At 71.6% G+C, this 17,867-nt stretch carries 18 protein-coding genes; all 18 read right to left on the reverse strand.

Going from position 1 to position 17,867, the window contains the following annotated elements; all coding sequences use genetic code 11:
- Positions 1-42 precede the first annotated feature (42 nt).
- Positions 43-537, reverse strand: a complete 495-nt coding sequence (gene panD, locus OG943_RS33505) for an aspartate 1-decarboxylase (protein ID WP_328604926.1) — start codon at positions 535-537, stop codon at positions 43-45.
- Between the two features lie 13 nt (positions 538-550).
- Positions 551-1,459, reverse strand: coding sequence for a pantoate--beta-alanine ligase (panC, locus tag OG943_RS33510; RefSeq protein ID WP_328604927.1), 909 nt, complete (start codon positions 1,457-1,459; stop codon positions 551-553).
- Positions 1,456-2,358, reverse strand: coding sequence for a Rossmann-like and DUF2520 domain-containing protein (locus OG943_RS33515; protein WP_328604928.1), 903 nt, complete (start codon positions 2,356-2,358; stop codon positions 1,456-1,458). Before OG943_RS33515 ends, panC begins: the two co-directional genes overlap by 4 nt.
- 327 nt (positions 2,359-2,685) lie before the next feature.
- Entirely contained in the window at positions 2,686-3,807 is a 1,122-nt protein-coding gene (locus OG943_RS33520; RefSeq protein WP_442874824.1) for a PrsW family intramembrane metalloprotease, read from the reverse strand.
- Between the two features lie 207 nt (positions 3,808-4,014).
- Positions 4,015-5,895: a DUF6779 domain-containing protein gene (locus OG943_RS33525; protein WP_328604930.1), complete on the reverse strand. Its 1,881-nt coding sequence runs from the start codon at positions 5,893-5,895 to the stop codon at positions 4,015-4,017.
- A 69-nt stretch (positions 5,896-5,964) separates the two neighbouring features.
- Positions 5,965-6,426, reverse strand: coding sequence for a DUF3180 domain-containing protein (locus OG943_RS33530; RefSeq protein ID WP_328604931.1), 462 nt, complete (start codon positions 6,424-6,426; stop codon positions 5,965-5,967).
- Positions 6,427-6,514: 88 nt separating this feature from the next.
- A complete protein-coding gene (gene folK / locus OG943_RS33535; protein ID WP_328604932.1) occupies positions 6,515-7,009 on the reverse strand; it encodes a 2-amino-4-hydroxy-6-hydroxymethyldihydropteridine diphosphokinase in 495 nt (164 codons plus the stop codon).
- Complete coding sequence (gene folB, locus OG943_RS33540) at positions 7,006-7,365, reverse strand: dihydroneopterin aldolase (protein ID WP_328604933.1); 360 nt, start codon at positions 7,363-7,365, stop codon at positions 7,006-7,008. Before folB ends, folK begins: the two co-directional genes overlap by 4 nt.
- Complete coding sequence (folP, locus tag OG943_RS33545; RefSeq protein WP_442874602.1) at positions 7,358-8,200, reverse strand: dihydropteroate synthase; 843 nt, start codon at positions 8,198-8,200, stop codon at positions 7,358-7,360. The genes folB and folP overlap by 8 nt, the downstream gene beginning before the upstream one ends.
- Entirely contained in the window at positions 8,197-8,814 is a 618-nt protein-coding gene (gene folE, locus OG943_RS33550) for a GTP cyclohydrolase I FolE (protein WP_328604934.1), read from the reverse strand. The genes folP and folE overlap by 4 nt, the downstream gene beginning before the upstream one ends.
- Positions 8,786-11,206 carry an ATP-dependent zinc metalloprotease FtsH gene (ftsH, locus tag OG943_RS33555; RefSeq protein WP_328604935.1) on the reverse strand — a complete coding sequence of 807 codons (2,421 nt, stop codon included), beginning with the start codon at positions 11,204-11,206 and terminating at the stop codon, positions 8,786-8,788. Before ftsH ends, folE begins: the two co-directional genes overlap by 29 nt.
- Before the next feature lie 202 nt (positions 11,207-11,408).
- Positions 11,409-12,233: an ESX secretion-associated protein EspG gene (locus tag OG943_RS33560; protein ID WP_328604936.1), complete on the reverse strand. Its 825-nt coding sequence runs from the start codon at positions 12,231-12,233 to the stop codon at positions 11,409-11,411.
- A 115-nt stretch (positions 12,234-12,348) separates the two neighbouring features.
- Positions 12,349-13,149 carry an ESX secretion-associated protein EspG gene (locus tag OG943_RS33565; RefSeq protein WP_328604937.1) on the reverse strand — a complete coding sequence of 267 codons (801 nt, stop codon included), beginning with the start codon at positions 13,147-13,149 and terminating at the stop codon, positions 12,349-12,351.
- Positions 13,150-13,229: 80 nt separating this feature from the next.
- Positions 13,230-14,630, reverse strand: coding sequence for a hypothetical protein (locus tag OG943_RS33570; RefSeq protein WP_442874603.1), 1,401 nt, complete (start codon positions 14,628-14,630; stop codon positions 13,230-13,232).
- Between the two features lie 22 nt (positions 14,631-14,652).
- The gene (locus OG943_RS33575; protein ID WP_328604938.1) at positions 14,653-15,018 is read right to left on the reverse strand and encodes a hypothetical protein; all 366 of its coding nucleotides are present in this window, start codon (positions 15,016-15,018) and stop codon (positions 14,653-14,655) included.
- Between the two features lie 217 nt (positions 15,019-15,235).
- Positions 15,236-15,787, reverse strand: a complete 552-nt coding sequence (gene hpt, locus OG943_RS33580; RefSeq protein WP_328604939.1) for a hypoxanthine phosphoribosyltransferase — start codon at positions 15,785-15,787, stop codon at positions 15,236-15,238.
- Between the two features lie 3 nt (positions 15,788-15,790).
- Positions 15,791-16,756 carry a tRNA lysidine(34) synthetase TilS gene (gene tilS / locus OG943_RS33585; protein WP_328604940.1) on the reverse strand — a complete coding sequence of 322 codons (966 nt, stop codon included), beginning with the start codon at positions 16,754-16,756 and terminating at the stop codon, positions 15,791-15,793.
- The gene (locus OG943_RS33590) at positions 16,753-17,769 is read right to left on the reverse strand and encodes a zinc-dependent metalloprotease (RefSeq protein ID WP_328612218.1); all 1,017 of its coding nucleotides are present in this window, start codon (positions 17,767-17,769) and stop codon (positions 16,753-16,755) included. Before OG943_RS33590 ends, tilS begins: the two co-directional genes overlap by 4 nt.
- Positions 17,770-17,867: the final 98 nt, after the last annotated feature.

Raw genomic sequence — 17,867 nt, forward strand, 5'->3', positions numbered from 1 at the left:
CGGTTTCCTTTACTGCTTTCCCGCCGGCGGCGGTGGGTTGGCTCAGCTTTCCGCGTGCAGCAGCGCGTCGAGGCGGCGCGCGTCGGCCGTCTCCGCCACTGGGAACGCGATGATGTCCTCGTCCGGCAGCAGGACGGTGCCCGACAGCAGGCCCGAACCCTCCGGCACGTACGCCGGGTCCGCGCCGCTCTCGACGATCCGGTTGTCCTCGGAGACGAAGACCACCCGCGGCTCGTACCCGGCGGCCTCGGCGTCGTCCATCTGCCCGTAGGAGATGAGGATGACGAGGTCGCCCGGGTGCACCAGGTGCGCGGCGGCGCCGTTGATGCCGAGCACGCCGCTGCCCCGCTCGCCCTTGATCACGTACGTCTCGAGGCGGGCGCCGTTGGTGACGTCCACAATGGACACCTGCTCGCCCGGCAGCAGGTCGGCGGCCTCCATCAGGTCCTCGTCGACGGTCACCGAACCCACGTAGTGCAGATCCGCCTGGGTCACCGTGGCCCGGTGGATCTTGGATTTCAGCATCGTGCGGTACATCGTGGACTCTCCCTTATTCCCCTGCGTCCAGCTCCATGCTCGGATGCTCCACCGCGGCTCCGAGCAGCAGTCCCACGTTGTCGATCAGCCGGGTGCTCCCCACCCGGGCGGCGATCAACAGCCGTGCCTCACCGTCGACGGGCGCCGGCCCGAGATCGGTTCCCCTCAATTCCAGGTAGTCCACCACCACCTGGGGACGCGCGGCCAAAGTCCGGCGGGCCACGTCCAAAACCGCTTCCGCTCCGTCTCGCCCGACGTGCGCCCCCGCGGAGAGGGCCGCGGAAAGCACCACGGCGTCTTCCCGCTGCTCCGGCGTCAGGTAGACGTTGCGTGAAGAAAGCGCGAGCCCGTCCCGCTCGCGCACCGTCGGCACCCCGATCACGTGGGTGGGGATGTTCAGGTCCCGCACCATCCGCTTGATCAGCACCAGCTGCTGGTAGTCCTTCTCCCCGAAGAACGCGTAGTCCGGGCGCAGCAGGTTGAGCAGCTTCGCCACGACGGTCAGCACGCCCGCGAAGTGGCCGGGCCGCACGGCGCCCTCCAGCTCGTCGCCGAGCGGGCCGGGGTGCACGGTGACGGCCGCGCCCTCGGTGTAGAGGTCCGAAGCCTTGGGTGTGAAGGCCAGCTCGACGCCGGAGTCGGAGAGCGTGGCGAGGTCGACTTCCAGCGGACGCGGGTAGGCCTCGAAGTCCTCGCCCTCGCCGAACTGCAGCGGGTTCACGAAGATCGACGCGGCGACGATCGTGTTCGGCAGCCGCTTCGCGCGGCGCAGCAGCTCGCGGTGCCCGTCGTGCAGGGCGCCCATGGTGGGCACGAGCGCGACCTTGCGGCCGACGGCGCGCAGCGCCTGGCTCACCTGGCTGATGTGCTCGGGCGGCTGGAACGTGTTCAACGTGCCGCGCTGGAACTTCGGTGTGGTCACGGGTGCTGTCCTTCGGCGGGGTCGTCGAGAAGTTCGGTGAGCTCGGCGGCGGCCGCCGGGTCGAGCTGCCCGGCGGCCCGGGATCGCTCCGCCGTGCGCCGGGCCAGTGCCCGGTAGGCGGGGGCGATCTCCGGTGACGCCTCCGTCAGCACCGCGAGGTGCTTGCGGACGGTGCCGAGGTCACCACGCGCGACCGGGCCGGTGAGGGCGCGATCGCCGTGTCGAAGGACATTATCCAGGGCGGCCGACAGCAGTGGTGCGACGAGTCGTTCCGATTGCCCGATTCCGGCCTTGCGGAGGAGTTCCGTGCAGTCCGCGACGAGCGTCATCAGGTGGTTCGCGCCGTGGGCCAGCGCGGCGTGATAGAGCGCGCGGGCCGCTTCGGGGATGCGTACCGGCTCAGCGCCCATCTCGACGGCGAGCGCCTCGCCGACGTTCCACGCCGCCTCGTCGTCGGCCGTCGCGGTGACGCCGATGCTGGCGGTGGCCAGCCGTTCGAGGTCCTCGGCGCGGCCGGTGAACGTCATCACCGGGTGCAGCGCCAGCGGCAGTGCGCCGATCTCGGTGGCGGGCGCGAGGACGTCCACGCCGTGGGCGCCGGAGGTGTGGACGACGATCTGGCCGGCGCGCAGCGACTCCGTGGCCACCAGGCCGCGCAGCATGCCCGCGAGCGCGTCGTCGGGCAGCGCCAGCAGCACCAGGTCCGCGCGCCGGACGACCTCGTCGGGCGGCAGCAGCGGGACGCCGGGGAGCAGGCGCTCGGCCCGGGCGACGGACGCCGCGGACAGCCCCGACGCGGCGACCACGGTGTGGCCCGCGCGGGCCAGCGCCGCGCCGAGCACGCTGCCGACCCGGCCGGTCGACACCACGCCCACCGCGAGACGGGCGGGCCGGTTCATGTGCCCACGCCGCTGAAACCCGGTGCGGCAGCGACCGTGGGTGGTTCACTCGCCGGCTCGATCATGGCGTGCGCCTGTGGACGCTCATGGCTCGCTGACTCCCTTGGCTCGTTCCAGTCCCGCTCTTCCGGCGCGGGTACCAGACGACGGCGCGAGAGTAGCCCCGATCCGTCCGGCGGACAGAGTTGAAGGTGACCAGCTTCACCCGGTCGTTCAATCGAGAACACAATTTAATCGGGCACGCGGACCGGCCGCGCCGCCGGGCCGCCGAACATCATCTGAGCACGGGTTTTCAGCTCGGTAGAGCTACCCCCGGAGGGGGATGGATCACCGGGTTTCGCCCGCCGCCAGCCGGACGGCCTCGGCGCGGGCCGTCTTCAGCGTGTGCAGCAGCTCGTCCTGGCGCTGCCGGTCGTCGTCGGTCCGGAGCCGCTGCCGGCGCAGGAAGGCCAGCTCGCTGACACTCGCCTGGTACTGGCCCACGGCCTTCGCCGCGGCCTTGCCGGACTCGCGCCGGGCCTGACGGCGCCACGCCCGCCGCCCGGACAGGCTGCCCAGCAGCTCGACCTCCGACGGCGCGATCCACCTCGCCGCGGCCATCTTCGGCAACGCGGCGGCGACGATCCGCTGTTCCCGCCGGCGCTGCAGCACGATCACGTAGGAGACGCCGATGAACAACGGGACCATGATCAGGAAGTACACGGTCAGGAACGCCTTGGAGCCGCCGAGCACCGCCGAGCTGTTCCACAGCGCGTGCAGGCACACGGCCACGAAGTAACCGCCGAGCGGCGCGAGGATCCGCACCGCCTTCTGCGTGGTCCGCGCCGCCACGCCGAACCCGATGCCGGTCATCACGCCGAACAACGGGTGCGTGAACGGCGAGAGCACCCCGCGCAGGAAGAAGGCGGCGAGGACACCGGCGTTGGCGCCGTTGCCGAAGCCGTAGTCCGCGAACGCGCGGCCGAAGTAGTAGATGTTCTCGGTGAACGCGAAGCCGGCGGCGCTGAAGCCCGCGTACACGATGCCGTCGACGATCCCGTCGAACTCGGAACTGCGGCGCCAGAAGATGAACAGGACAAAGGCGCCCTTCGCGGCCTCCTCGACCAACGGCGCGGAGACGAGGGCGCTGACCTTGCTGCCCGCGCCGCTGCCGAGCAGCATGTCGCCCACCGCTTCGGCGCCGCTGTTGATCAACAGCGCGGTGATCGTCGCGATGCACGCGCCCCAGGCGAAGGCGGCCAAAAGCAGCTTCGCGGGCTCCGGCTCCCACCGGTCCACCCACAGGAACCCGGTGACGACCACGCCGACCGGCACGAGCGCCGCGACGACCCCGATGGCCACCGCGAGCCAGCCGACCCGCGCCGTCGCCAGGCCGAACAGGAACAGGCCGCAGAGGGCCACCACGAGCAGCCCGAGCACCGGCAGCAGGACGGTGACCCGGCGGGGCAGCCGGCTCCGGACGGCGCCCGGTGCGCTGGAGAGGGATCCGCTCACGGGCAGTCACCCTACGGGGGCGCGGAGGTGCTGTCTTGTCTGGTCGCCCGGCTGCCGGAATCGCCTTGTCCAGCACGGAAAGAACGACCGGGCGACCGGACAGCGCCAAGGCTGCCCGATCGCCCGGTGTAGGCAATCAGTCAAAAACGGCGTCGGAGCCGGTCAGTCTTCCGCTCGGCGACGGCGCCTCGGGCTCGGGGCGTCGGCTCCGTTGGCGGCCAGCAGCTCCGTCACGGAGCGGCCCGCGGTGTGGGAGCCGCCCTGCGGGGCGTCCTCCGCGGAGCGACGGCCACGGGTCGGCTTGGGCTCCGGCGTCTCGGCGGGCTGGACCTCGCGATGGCTCTGCGAAGCGCGTTCCGGCCCCCGGCCCTCCCACGACGGGGGCTCGCCGTCCGCGCGGCGACGGCGGCCGCCACCGGTGGGCTCGGGCGCTTGGGTGGGCTCGTCCTCGGAGCGGCGGCGACGGCCACCGCCCCGGTTGGTGGCGACGTTGCTGCGGACGGCCTCCGGGAGCGTCTGGTTCACCGACGACTCGGCGGGCTCCTCGTCCGACGAGCGGTGTGCACCGTGACGCGACACGGGCGCCGGAGCCGGCTCGGACGACAGCGGCGAGAGGTCCGCGCGAGAGAACTGCTCCAGCCGCGAAGGCTTACGCGGCCCCGGATCCGGCACGTGCACCGGCGCGTCGAGCGACGGCAGGTCCGTACGCGACGGCGCCGCCTCACGCGGCTTCGGCGGGTTCTCCGGCTTCGCCGACGGACGCTGCCGGTCCGCGAAGTCGTCCCGCTTCGGGAACGCGGCGCTGAGGCTTTCGCCCGGCTTGCGGCCGCCCTCCCAAGCCGGCTTCCAGGTGGCCGTGGCCTCACCGGCGGCAGGCGACACCCGCGGCAGGTCCGGCCGTGACACCTCGGCCCGGGAAACGGGAGGCTCCACCCGGCGCATGCTCGGCTGCGACAGCTCGGCACGCGAGGACTGCGGCTCGACCCGGCGCATCCCCGACTGCGACGCCTCGGCGCGCGGCTCCACCCGGCGCATGTCCGGCTGGGACATCTCCGCGCGGTAGGCCGGGCGCATCGCGGGCCGGGACTCCTCGACGTGCCGCTCCTCTTGGCGCGGCTGCGGGCGCGGCACGTGACGCGTCGCCTCGGCGGGCGACGACTCGGGCTTCGCGACCGGCGCCACGGTGCGCGTCGGCTGTGACTCGGAGGTCTCCCGGCGCGAGGCCTCGGCCCGCAGCTCGGCGGCCTTCACCGCACGCGCGGCGGCCGACTCCTGCTGTTCGGGCTGCGGCCGGTTGTTCGGCTTCGGCCGCGAGAGCTGCTGCGGGCGCTGGGTGTTGACGGTGGGCGACGGCTTGCCGTTCGGCCCCTGCTGGCCGCCGGGGCCGGGCCCGTGCGGGCCCACGCCGTTGGACGGCTTGCGCCGCCGCTCGACGGACGCGGAGTCGAGCACGCGGTCCATCAGCTCGGTCGGCCGCTCGTTGACCTCGACCACCGGCTTCTTCGGCGCCATCAGCTGGGCCGGCTTCTTTCCGTTGCCGTTCTTGGTCTCCGACCCCGCCGCGACGAGCCGCTGCTCGTCGCTCAGCGAGCGCATGCGCGTGGCCTGCGCGGTCAGCGCGACCCGCTCGAGGAGCACCTCACCGCCGAACAGCGACTGCAGGCTCTCCCGCAGTGCTGACACCTCGGCGCGCAGCGCTTCCAGCTCTTCGCGCGAATGGGCCTGAACGGCCTCCCTCGTCTCGGCTTCGATCTCCAGCTCGTATTCACGCCGAGCCGCGATCTCGCGTTCCAGTTCCAACTCGTATACCGCCTGCGCCTCGGCGACCGTGTCCTCGCTGTGTGCCGCGTGCTTGCGATACCTCACGGCCAGGAAGGCGCCGATCAGGGCGGCCCAGAGGGCGGCGACGATGCCTAGCCGGAGGAACCGGAGGTCGTCGCTGAGCACCAGTGCGAGAGTGGCTCCGATGACGAGGAGGAATCCGACGACAAGCCACGGCCTACCCAGAAGGCGGCCGCGCGAGTCGTCACCCACGCCGGTCATGCCTGACACCGTACCTTCCAGTGACCCGAACGAGACCTAGTCGGTACTTCGAGCGGCCGGTTTAGGTCGTTAACCGGTCGTCCTGCGAACGCGGTCCCGGTCGCTCTCCGGCGGGGTCCGGCAGCAGTGCTCCAGCCACAAACCCGCAGCTACCAGCAGCGCGGAGCACACCGCGCCGACCACCGCCGAGCGGCTGTCCGAGACGGCCGCGACGAGTTCGTCACGTCGTGGAAAAACATAGGCGAAGGCGGCCACCCAGGCCCCCGTCATGAAGGCTCCGGCCAACGAGGACGCCTTAGCGAGCGCTACCGAGCGTGCAACTCCGATCGCGCTGATCACTCGTCCGGCCCGGATTCTTGACCGGATTGAGTAAGCCACCCCCGCCTCGATCACAGCGAGTACGGCGAACGTCACCCCGGCCAGCAACGGGAGCGGCGGCAGGTCGCCATAGCCGAACTGGAACACGACGTAGATCAGGACGAGGCCGAGTACCGCGGCCACCACCAGCTCGCGGGGCCGGGTGAAGTGCATGGCCCCACCGTACCGAGGGGCACTGGGCCCGCGGCTTGACGCGCCGTCGCCCGAAACGGGGGCGCGCCGCCGTGATCGACTGCCGGCGTCAGGTGAGCGAGAGGTCCGGCCGCAGGACAACACCCACGCGGTCGGACTCCGGCCGCAGCGCCAGCAGTTCCGCGAGCGGGCCGTGGCCGGGCAGGACCGCCGCCGGCTCGATCTCCAGCCACGGGACGAGGACACTCGCGCGGTCCGGCGTTCCCGGGTGCGGCAGGAGCAGCTCGGGATCGTCCGAGCTGACGCCGTCGACTGTCACTATGTCGACATCCAGCGTGCGCGGACCCCAGCGCTGCTCACGCACCCGGCCGGCAGCCCGCTCGGCCGCCTGCCCCGTGCGCAGCCACGCCCAGTGGTCGCGCGCGGGGTCGTCGACAACGCAGACGGCGTTCAGGAAGTCCGGCTGTTCCTCGACGCCCCACGGCTTCGTCTCGTAAACGCCCGACACCGCGACCAGCCACGGCCGCACGGCGTCAACCGCCCCGCGCAGGTACCCGAGGCGGTCACCGAGGTTCGAGCCGAGCGAGAGGACGGCGCGGCTCACCGCTCCCGCCGGACGGTGACGGCGACGTCGTCGAACGTCAGCGGAATCGGCGCGGACGGCTTGTGCACAGTGACCTCCACGGCCTTCGGCCGGGTGTCGAGCAGCACCTCGTCGGCGATCCGGCCCGCGACGCTCTCGATCAGGTCGTACGGCTCGCCCGCGACGATGCCCGCCGCGAGCTCCGCCAGCTCGCCGTAGTGCAGGGTCTTGGTCAGGTCGTCGGACGCCGCGGCCGGGCCGAGATCGAGCCACACCGTGATGTCGACGACGAACTCCTGCCCATCGCGCTTCTCGTGCTCGAAGACACCGTGGCGGCCGAACACCCGCAGCCCGGTGAGCGTGATGCGGTCAGCCATCGGCCCGTCCCCGTTTCCAGGCAGCCGCCACGGCGACCGCGTCGAGCGAAGCACCCACCTCGTGCACGCGCACTCCCCAAGCGCCCGCCGCGGCGGCGAGCGTCGAAACGGCTGCGGTGGCGTCTTCCCGGCCGGACGGCGGCCGCGGCTCACCGTCCTTTCCGGACAACAGACGGCCGAGGAACCGCTTGCGCGAGGCACCCACGAGTACCGGGAAACCCAGTGACAGAAAGGAATCCAGGTCGTGCAGCAACGCCCAGTCGTGCTCGGCCCGCTTCGCGAAGCCAAGGCCGGGGTCGAGCACGATGGCTTCGGGCTGCACACCGGCCGCGAGGGCTTCGTCCACTCGGGACAACAGCTCGGCGCGCACCTCGGCGACGACGTCGGTGTAGCTGGCGAGCGCGTTCATGTCCTTGCTGTGCCCGCGCCAGTGCATCAGCACCCACGGCACCCCGGCGTCCGCGGCGACGCGCGCCATGCCCGGGTCGGCGAGGCCACCGGAGACGTCGTTGATCACGCGCGCGCCGGCCTCCAGCGCGGCCTCCGCGACGGCGGCCCGCGTGGTGTCGACGGACAGCGCCACGCCCTCCCCGGCCAGCTGCCGGATCACGGGCAGCACCCGCGCCACCTCCGTCTCGGCGTCGACGCGCAGCGCGCCGGGCCGGGTGGACTCGCCGCCGACGTCGATCAGGTCCGCGCCGCGCGCCCACATCTGACGGGCGTGGTCGAGGGCCTGATCCGTGTCGAGGTAACGGCCACCGTCGGAGAACGAATCGGGGGTCACGTTGAGCACGCCCATCACGGCACAGCGCCCGGGCGCGGGCAGCGGACTCACCGTCGCCCCTTGATCAGCTCGATCGCCTCGGCGCGCGAAGACGCGGACGTCCGCAACAGCCCGCGCACGGCCGAGGTGATGGTGCGCGCGCCCGGCTTCCGGATCCCGCGCATCGACATGCAGAGGTGCTCGGCCTCCATCACCACGATCACCCCGCGCGGCTCCAGCTTCCGCACCAGCGCGTCCGCCACCTGCGACGTCAGCCGCTCCTGGACCTGCGGCCGCTTCGCGTAGAGGTCGACCAGCCGGGCGAGCTTGGACAGCCCGGTGACCTTGCCGTTGGCGTTCGGGATGTAGCCGACGTGCGCGACCCCGTGGAAGGAGAGCAGGTGGTGCTCACAGGTCGAGAACATCGGGATGTCGGTGACGACCACGAGTTCCTCGTGGGATTCGTCGAAGGTCTTGTCCAGCACCTCGGCCGGATCGAGGTACAGGCCGCTGAACATCTCCTGGTAAGCGCGAGCGACCCGGGCCGGGGTGTCCTTGAGGCCATCCCGGTCCGGGTCTTCGCCGCAGGCGAGCAACAGCTCGCGGATGGCGTTCTCCGCCCGGTCCTGATCGAAGACCGGGCGGGCGACGCCGTTGTTACTGCTTGTCTGGTCCGTCCACGTCACGCCGTTGCTGCCCCTCGTCCGGCTGCTGGCCGTTCACCCCATCGGCGAACCAGCCCTGCTCAGACGGACGGTCTTCGGCGGGACGCCACGACTGCTGGCCGGAGTTGCCGCCCGGCGACGTCGCCGGGGTCCACCCCGGGGGCGCACCGTAGTTCGGCGGCCCGCTCTGCGCACCACCCGGGCCACCCGGGGAGTAGCCGCCTGCCGGACCGCCCGGCTGCTGACCACCATACGACTGGGGCCAGTAGCCGGTGCCGTTCGGCCCACCGTTCGGACGGCCGCCGTTGGGGTGTGCACCCGGCTGCGGCGGCGCGTACGGGTTGGCGTTCGGATCCGGGGCCGGGTACGGCGGCCCGCCGGGCAGGTCACCGGCTCCCGGCGCGGTGCCGACCGGGGTCGGCTCCGGCTGGCGGACCGGCTTCGGGTCCTTCTCCGGCGGAGGCCACGGCTCGCCGCGCTCCATCGCCAGCTCGCCCGGGGTCTTGATCGGCGGCTTGTCCGACGGCGTCCGCTCACCGAACTCGTTGAACACGGTGATGTGCGGGCGCTTCTCGACCGTCGCGAAGATCCGCTCCAGGTCCTTGCGGGTCAGCGTCTCCTTCTCCAGGAGCTCGATGACCAGCTCGTCGAGCACGTCGCGGTAGGTGTTGAGCACGTGCCACGCCTCGGTGTGCGCGGTCTCGATGAGCTTGCGCACCTCCTCGTCGATCTCGTGCGCCACCTCGAGCGAGTAGTCGGCCTGGCGGCCGGCCGAGCGGCCCAGGAACGGGTCGCCCTGCTCCTGGCCGTACTTGACCGCGCCGAGCCGCGCGCTCATGCCGTACTCGGTGACCATCGAGCGGGCGATCTTCGTGGCCTGCTCGATGTCGGCCGACGCGCCGGTGGTGGGCTCGTGGAAGACCAGCTCCTCCGCCGTGCGCCCGCCCATGGCGAACACCAGCCTGCCGATCATCTCCGAGCGGGTCATCAGCTCCTTGTCGTCCTCGGGGACGAGCAAGGCGTGCCCACCGGTGCGACCGCGCGGCAGGATCGTCAGCTTGTAAACCGGCTCGATGTCCGGCATCGCCCACGCGGCGAGCGCGTGCCCGCCCTCGTGGTAGGCCGTGATCTTCTTCTCCTTCTCGGAGATGATCCGGCTCTTGCGGGCGGGCCCGCCGACCACGCGGTCGACCGACTCCTCCAGCTCGACGTCGCCGATCACGTGCCCGTTCTTGCGGGCGGTGAGCAGCGCGGCCTCGTTCAGCACGTTGGCCAGGTCGGCGCCGGACATGCCGACGGTCCGCTTGGCCAGGCTGCCCAGGTCGGTGCCCTGCGCGATCGGCTTGCCCTTGGCGTGCACCTCGAGGATCGCGCGGCGGCCGCGCATGTCGGGCGCCGACACCGGGATCTGCCGGTCGAACCGGCCGGGGCGCAGCAGCGCCGGGTCCAGGATGTCGGGCCGGTTGGTGGCCGCGATCAGGATGATGCCGCCGCGGGCGTCGAAGCCGTCCATCTCGACCAGCAGCTGGTTCAGCGTCTGCTCACGCTCGTCGTGCCCACCGCCGAGGCCGGCGCCGCGCTGGCGGCCGACCGCGTCGATCTCGTCGACGAAGATGATGCACGGCGCGTTCTGCTTGGCCTGTTCGAACAGGTCACGCACTCGCGAAGCACCGACACCGACGAACATCTCGACGAAGTCCGAGCCGGAGATCGTGTAGAACGGCACGCCCGCCTCACCGGCGACAGCTCGCGCGAGCAGCGTCTTACCGGTGCCTGGCGGCCCGTACAGGAGCACGCCCTTCGGGATCTTCGCGCCGAGCGCCTGATATCGCGCCGGGTTCTGCAGGAAGTCCTTGATCTCGTACAGCTCTTCGACGGCCTCGTCAGCACCCGCGACATCGCCGAAGGTGGTCTTGGGCATGTCCTTGTTCAGCTGTTTCGCCTTGGACTTGCCGAAGTTGAGGACGCGGTTGCCGCCGCCCTGCGCGTTGTTCATCATCCACATCAGCAGGCCCAGTACCAGCGCCAGCGGGATCGCGAAGATGAGGATCTGCGTCAGGATGCTCTGCTGCGTGACCTTGGTGGTGAACTTGATCGGCTGGCCGCCGTTGTTCGCCGCCAGGATGTTGTCGTAGATCTCCTGCGAGGCATTCGCCGGGTACTGCGCGACGATCTGGTCGGTCTGCGTCCCGTCGACGTCGATCTTCTGGGTGAGCAGCAGTTTGACCTGCTGTTCCTTGTCCTCGAGGCTTGCTTCCTTGACGTGGTTCTGCTTGATCTGCTGATCAGCCACTGAGATGGGAGCCTGGGTGTATCCACGATCGCTGTCGAAGATCGTGTTGTAGGCGAACAACGCCAGCAACCCCGCGACGATCCACAGCAGTGGGTTCCTGAGCACGCTCTTCCGGTTCATACGACTCGGCCCTGGTGGCCTCGACCCTCCCTGGTTGGGCGGCTCCTGTGATACCCGCCATCACGATCTTGACAACCCATGGTGCTCCCGCACCCGTCACATCAGGGTACCGTCCGGGCGGACGCAGGACCCCGATGAGCCTCACGCAGGTCAACGGGCGATACCGCACCAGGGTTCCCGGATCGTTCCGGACCCGGTCACCCTAGCGTGTGTCAACCGCCACAGAGGCCACCATCTCACCGAGCCGCGTACGCAGTGTCTTGGGATCCGCCGGAGCCACCGTCACCCATTCGCGGCCGTCCGAACCCGCACGTGAGAGGCTCAGATAACGCCCTGTGGCGGTGTCGAACCAGCCGAGCACGCGGGACCGCTGCCGGGCCCCGAGCGAAGAACGGCTGTTCGCTGCCAGCTGACCGCCGCGCAGCCGGGGCTGACCCGAGATCAGCCCGTAAGTTTCCTTCGGGTCGACCGTGACGCGCTCGCTGAGTGACTGACGCCTCCCCCGGCGCCCCTTCTCCTCGGCCTCGCCGGGCCCGCCCGCGGCCGCGACGGGCACGCGGATCGGGCGCGTGTTCAGCGCCTCGTCGAGCGGAAGTGTGACGGACGCCTCACTGCCACGGGGCCCCGCCGGCAGCAGGTCGACCACCGCGGACACCAAACCGTCCGACGGCACGCCGCGCAGCCAGATGCCGTCGCCGTCCTGGATCGCCACCACGCCCGTGCGGTCGTCGGCCGCGGCGAGGATCGCGACGGGGTGCGCCTGGAACTGCGGGATGTGCACCGCGTCGATGGACACCTGGCCACGGGCGAGCAGGCCGAGCCAGTCGTCGAGGCGCGGCTCGACGTAGCCGCGGGGGTCGCGCACGCCGCGCGCCTTCAGCTCGACGTCGACCCGGTGCCGCAGCGACACCCGCTCGTCTTCGGTGGCGCCGTGCGACCGCACCCGCAGCGGGTACGGCAGCTCGCCCAGCCCCATGGACTCCCAGAGGAAGTCGAACGCCAGCGGGGTGAAGAACTCTTGCTGCATGCGGTAGTGCTCACTCTCCAGGATCGAACTCTGGCTCAGCGTAGCGCGGTGCTCCCGGCCGAGGTCAACGATTCAGCCCGAACCGGCCGTTCGCGCCCGGCCGCCGGCCGGGCCGTCAGAAGGCGGCGGTGCTCGCCTGCGCCGCGCCGGACAGCATCTCGCCGAGGCGGTGGCGCAGCGTGGCGGCGTCGGCCGGGGCGATGGTGATCCAGTCACGGCCGTCGCGACCACTGGTGGCCTGCGTGAAGTAGCGGCCGCTCTCCGTGTCGAACCAGCTGAGCACCGGCGAGCGGCTCCGGCCGCCCATGCGGTTGCGGGCGTTGGCGCCGATCTGGCCGCCGCGCAGCCGGGGCTGGGCGTGCAGCCGCGCGAGGGCCTTGCGGTCCTCGTCCACGCTCGCCCGGCCCGACGCGTCCACCTGGTTGCCGCGCCGCTGCATGAAGTCGACGCCCGAGGCGCCCACGAGCTGCTCCAGCGGCACCGTGATCGACTTCTCCGTGCCGCGCGGAGCGCCCGGCAGCAGCGAGACGATCGCCGTCGCGAGGCCGTCCACCGGGCAGGGCTGCAGGTGCAGCCCGCGGGTGTCCTGGACGGCCAGCAGCCCCTGGCTGCCGAGGGCGCCCGCGACGGCCAGCAACGGCTCCGCGTTCGGGTCGATCAGCTGAACGGAGTCCAGGCTGAGGTCGGGTGAGGCGAGGACGCCGAAGAAGTCCTCGACGTGCGGTTCCGGGCGCCCGCGGCCGTCCGCGAGCCCGCGTTGTGCCAGCCCGTTGAGCGTCTGCCCGCGCAGCGCGGCCCGTTCGTCCACGGTGCTCCCGTGCGAGCGCGCCCGCAGCGGGTACGGCAGTTCACCCACCCCGGCCGACTCCCACAGGAAGTCCAGCTCAAGCGGGGTGAGCAGCTCCGCGTTCGGCATCGACCAACCCCTTGTCGCACAAGCGTTTCAGGAAAAACACGGGCGCGCGGCCAGAAGGCCGCGCGCCCGTGGGAAAGGCTTCAGTCGTCGTCTTCGTCCGACCACGCGCCGATGACCGGCGGCGGGGTGGCCTCGTTGGCGCCGAAGGTGTCGTCCGGGTCCGGCTCGATGAGGAACGACGCGTGCGTGTGCTCCTCGTCCTGCTGGCCCTGGCCGCCCATGCCGCCGCCCATACCGCCCATGCCGCCACCCATGGCGGGCGCCGGCGTCTGGCCGCCGATCGTGCCGCCCGCGGGGACGAAACCCTGCTGCGGAGCCGTCGAAGCGGCGCTCTGGCCGTTCTGCTGCTCCGAGGCCGCCGAGGTGCTTTCCTCGTTCTTCCGGGATCCGCTGCGGGTGCCCTGGCCCAGCTTGCCGCCGGCGAAGCCGACGCCGCCGCCCAGCGCGCCCAGTCCGAGCGCCGAGCCGACGCCGCTGCCGCCGGCACTGACCGGAGCCGACGGGGTGATCGGGGCCGCGCCGCTCACGGCGCCCGGGCCGGCAGCGGGGCCCGCAGCGGCGGGGAGCGCGGCCGGGGCCGCGCCAGAGGTGCCGTAGGTGCCCGAGTCGCCGGTGACCTGCACGCCGCCGGTGCCAAGGGCGCCGCCGTGGCCGCCGACACCGACGCCGACCGGGCCACCCAGCCCGGGGGTGCCCAAACTGCCCACGCCCTGGAGGTCGCCGGTGTGCGAGCCGCCGTGGAGCGAGTTGAACGAGTTGCCGTTGAAGTGCGAGGCGGTGGGCTTCATGCCGAGCGAATCGGGGCCGAAGCTCGGGGTCGAGCCGTCGACCTCACTCATCGACTGCGTGTACGCGTTGAAGAACGCGACCTGCTGCGCCTTGACGTCGTTCGCGGCGTCGGACTGGACCTTCTGGTCCGCGGCCATCGCGGCGGGCCCGCCCGCCAGCGCGGCGGCCATCGCCTGCTTCGGGTCGAAGTCGCGCGGGGCCGGCATCTTCTTGACCTCGGCGGCGGCCGAGGCCTGCTTGCTGAGGCGGTCGGCCATCGTGTGCGCGGCGTCCGAGGCCTGCGAGCCGGAGTTGGCGATGGAGACGAGCGCGCCCTGCGCACCCGCGGCACCATGGCCGACCCAGGCGTTGCCCAGCTCGGAGATCGCGTTGTAGAGGTTGTCCGACGACTGCTTCAGCTCGGTGCCGTGCTTGGTCCAGTGCTGGCCGGCGGCCTCGGCGGTGGCGGGGTCGTTGTCGGTGACCGCGCCGTTGTAGAGCTCCTGGCTCTGCTGCGAGTTCCAGTTCGGCGGGTTGGCGATGGCGCGGTCGCCGCCCATCTCGAAACCGCCGGCGCTGGAGCGCGCGGACGCGACGATGTTCTGCGACGCGGAGTTGTCGCCCATCGGCACGGCGGACACGCCGGACGTCCCCTGGGTGTCCAGCGAGAGCGGCGTCTGCTGCTGTCCGCTGCTGTCGTGATTCGGTGCCATGACTAGTGATCCCCCTCGGACGTCAGGCCTTGCGGAACGGGTCGGCGGCGGACTGGTCGATCTCGTGGTACTTCGCCATCGCCGTGACGATCCCCTGCTCCGCCGCCTCGTACTGGCCGAGCAGGTTCTTCAGCGCGGAGGCGTACGAGTCGCCGCCGCCGTCGGCGCGCTGGACGAACTTCGCCGCCATCGCCTGGCCGACCGGGTTGGCCCCCAGCTTCGGCGGCTCCGCCAGCGAGCCCGAGCTGTTGAGCAAGGCCTCGATCGCGTCCTTGCCGGTGCGGATCTTGTTCAGCACGGTCTGTGCCGCGTCAGGATCGATCCCGACCTGACCGTTGGCGGCGGCGTTCTTGAACGCGTTGGCGTCGGCCAAGCTGCTGTTGCCCATCTGCCCTCTCTCCGTTCCCCCGCGCGAGCTCGCCCCGCCCGCATGGCATTAGGTCTTCGCATAGGTTAACGCACCAGGTCGGCACCTATGACGCGATCGCCTGACCCAGGGTTCCGTACTGGAGGTGATCGCCGCAACAGGTTCCGCGAACCTGTGGACAAACGTCCTCCGCCATCCACACGCACGAGCGCCCGGTGAGGTTCACCGGGCGCTCGGCTCACGACGTGTAGACCCGCGGGTCCAGGGTGCCGATGTAGGGCAGGTCCCGGTAGCGCTCGGCGTAGTCGAGGCCGTAACCGACCACGAATTCGTTGGGGATGTCGAAGCCGATGTACTTCACCGGCACCTCGACCTTCACGGCGTCGGGCTTGCGCAGCAGCGAGACGACCTCGAGCGACGCCGGGTTCCGGCTCGCCAGGTTCTTCAGCAGCCACGACAGCGTCAGGCCGGAGTCGACGATGTCCTCGACGATCAGGACGTGCCGTCCCGCGATGTCGCGGTCGAGGTCCTTGAGGATGCGCACCACCCCGGAAGACGACGTGGACGACCCGTACGACGACACGGCCATGAACTCCAGCTGTGTCGGCAACGGCAGCGCCCGCGCGAAGTCCGTCATGAACATGACGGCGCCCTTGAGGACGCCGACCAGCAGGAGCTCGCCCTGCCCGTTCTCGGGGTAATCCGCGGCGATCTTGGCCGCCAGCTCCGCGATCTTGTCGTTGATCTGCTGCTCGGTGATGAGCACGGAGGCGATCTCGCCCTCGTACACGGGTCATTCCCCTCGGGTGGTGGGTTCGGGTCCGTTCAGCGAGAGCCTGCCATGGCCCCGTCGCGCCTCCAAGTTGCCCGGTAGCCAGACGCCGCCCTGGCCGCGCCAGCGGACGACGAGCGCGTCGACCGACCGCAGGTGCGCGTCGGTGAGTTCACGCACACCGGAGCCCAGCAGCCACCTGCGGAGAACCCTCCTCCGCAGTGCCGCGGGCTCGGCGGCCAGCACGGCCACGTCCAGCCCTTCGGGGGCGCCCGCGCGGGTGAAGATCCGCTCCGCCAATGTGTCCAACGCCTCGGTGTCGTCGCGCAGCTGTGCGGCCGTTCGGGCGAGTGCGGGGGCGACGCCGCCGGCAAGGACGTCCTCCAGCAGCGGCAGAACTTCGGCGCGGAGGCGGACGCGGGTGAAGCGCGGATCGACGTTGTGCGGGTCCTGCCAGGGCTCCACGCCGAGTTCGGCGCAGGCCTGCCGGGTCTGCTCGCGGGTGACGCCCAGCAGCGGCCGTCCCCACGGCGGGTCGTGCGGCCGCATCCCCGCGAGCGACCGCGGCCCGGAGCCGCGGCCGAGGCCCAGCAGGACCGTCTCGGCCTGGTCGTCGAGGGTGTGGCCGAGCAGCACGAGAGCCTCGCCGCGGGCTTCGCGGAGCGCGCCGTACCTCGCGGTGCGCGCGGCCGCTTCGGGGCCACCGCGTCCGTCTACGCGGACGGTCAAGACCTCGGCGCTCTCGACGCCGAGCTGTTTCGCGCGCGCCGCAGCCTCTTCGGCCACCTTCGCGGAGCCCGGCTGCAGGCCGTGGTCGACGACGAGGGCGCGCGTCGGGATCCGCCGGAGCCGCCCGGCGTTCGCGGTCGCATCAGCCAGCGCAAGGGAGTCCGCGCCGCCGGAAACGGCGACGCACAGCTCGGCGGGAAGCTCGACGGTGCCCAGGAAATCCCGCACCGCCTTGCGGACCGCCGCGACGGCCTTCACCCGTGCAGACGCCGCACCCAGGCCGCGGGATCGGTGATCTCGGCCCGGGTCGGCAGGGTGTTCGGCGAGCGCCAGACCGCGTTGAAGCCCTCCATGCCGACGGCGTCGACGACATGCTTCGTGAACTTCGCGCCTTCTTCGTACTGCCGGATCTTCGCGTCCATACCCAGCAATGCGCGCAGCATCCGGTCGAAGAGACCACCACCCTTGCGACGCGCGGTGAAGCGCGAGCGGATCGTGTCGACGCTGGGCACGACCTGCGGGCCGACGGCGTCCATCACGTAGTCCGCGTGGCCCTCCAGCAGCGTCGAGAGAGCGAGGAGGCGGTCGAAGACGGCGCGGTCCTTCGGCGACTGCAGGAGCTCGGCGAGGCCGACGCCCTTGCCCCGCTGCTTGAGCGCCTCCGGCAGCCGCCCGACGAGGTCGGACAGGCCGTCGGCGGAGTTGCCGGCGATGCCGCCGACGAGGCGCTCGACCTCGTCGGCGAAGTAGTCGCGCAGCCACCGCACGGCGGTGAACTGCAGGCGGTGGGTGCACTCGTGGAGGCAGACCCACAACCGGAAATCGCGCCCGGGCACTTGCATCGCGCGCTCCGCGGCAACGACGTTGGGCGCGACGAGCAGCAGCTCGCCTTCGCGTTCAGGACCGCCGAAGGGGTCGTACTGGCCGAGCACGCGCGAAGCGAGGAAGGACAGCACCAGCCCGGTCTGCACGCCGGCGCCGCCCGCGAGGATCGGGCCGAGCGGGCCGCCCTGCGCCTCGGGCAGCGCGCGCCCGGTGAGCGCGTCGAGCCCGGACGCGGCCGCCCGCACCCACCCAGCCCGGTCGACGACGGTGCCGGGCAGCAACGGCAGGTCCTGGCCGAGCCCGGTGAGCCCCCGCACGTGCCCTTCGGCCTCGGCGGTCAGCTCGCGCAGGTCGACGACCGCCTGCTCGGCTTCGTCCCGGGGGACCTGCGGGCCGCCCCGCACGAGCAGCGCCCCGGTGGACGCCGCGAGGTCCCAGTCGACCATCGGCCGCCGGCTGGTCTCGGTTTCCTGGCTCACCCCTCTGACGCTACCCGGCCCGGGGCGGTTTTCCAGCCTGAGCGTGGGGTTCGGGGCGGTGTTGT

It is taken from the genome of Amycolatopsis sp. NBC_00345 (assembly GCF_036116635.1).
Taxonomy (GTDB): Bacteria; Actinomycetota; Actinomycetes; order Mycobacteriales; family Pseudonocardiaceae; genus Amycolatopsis.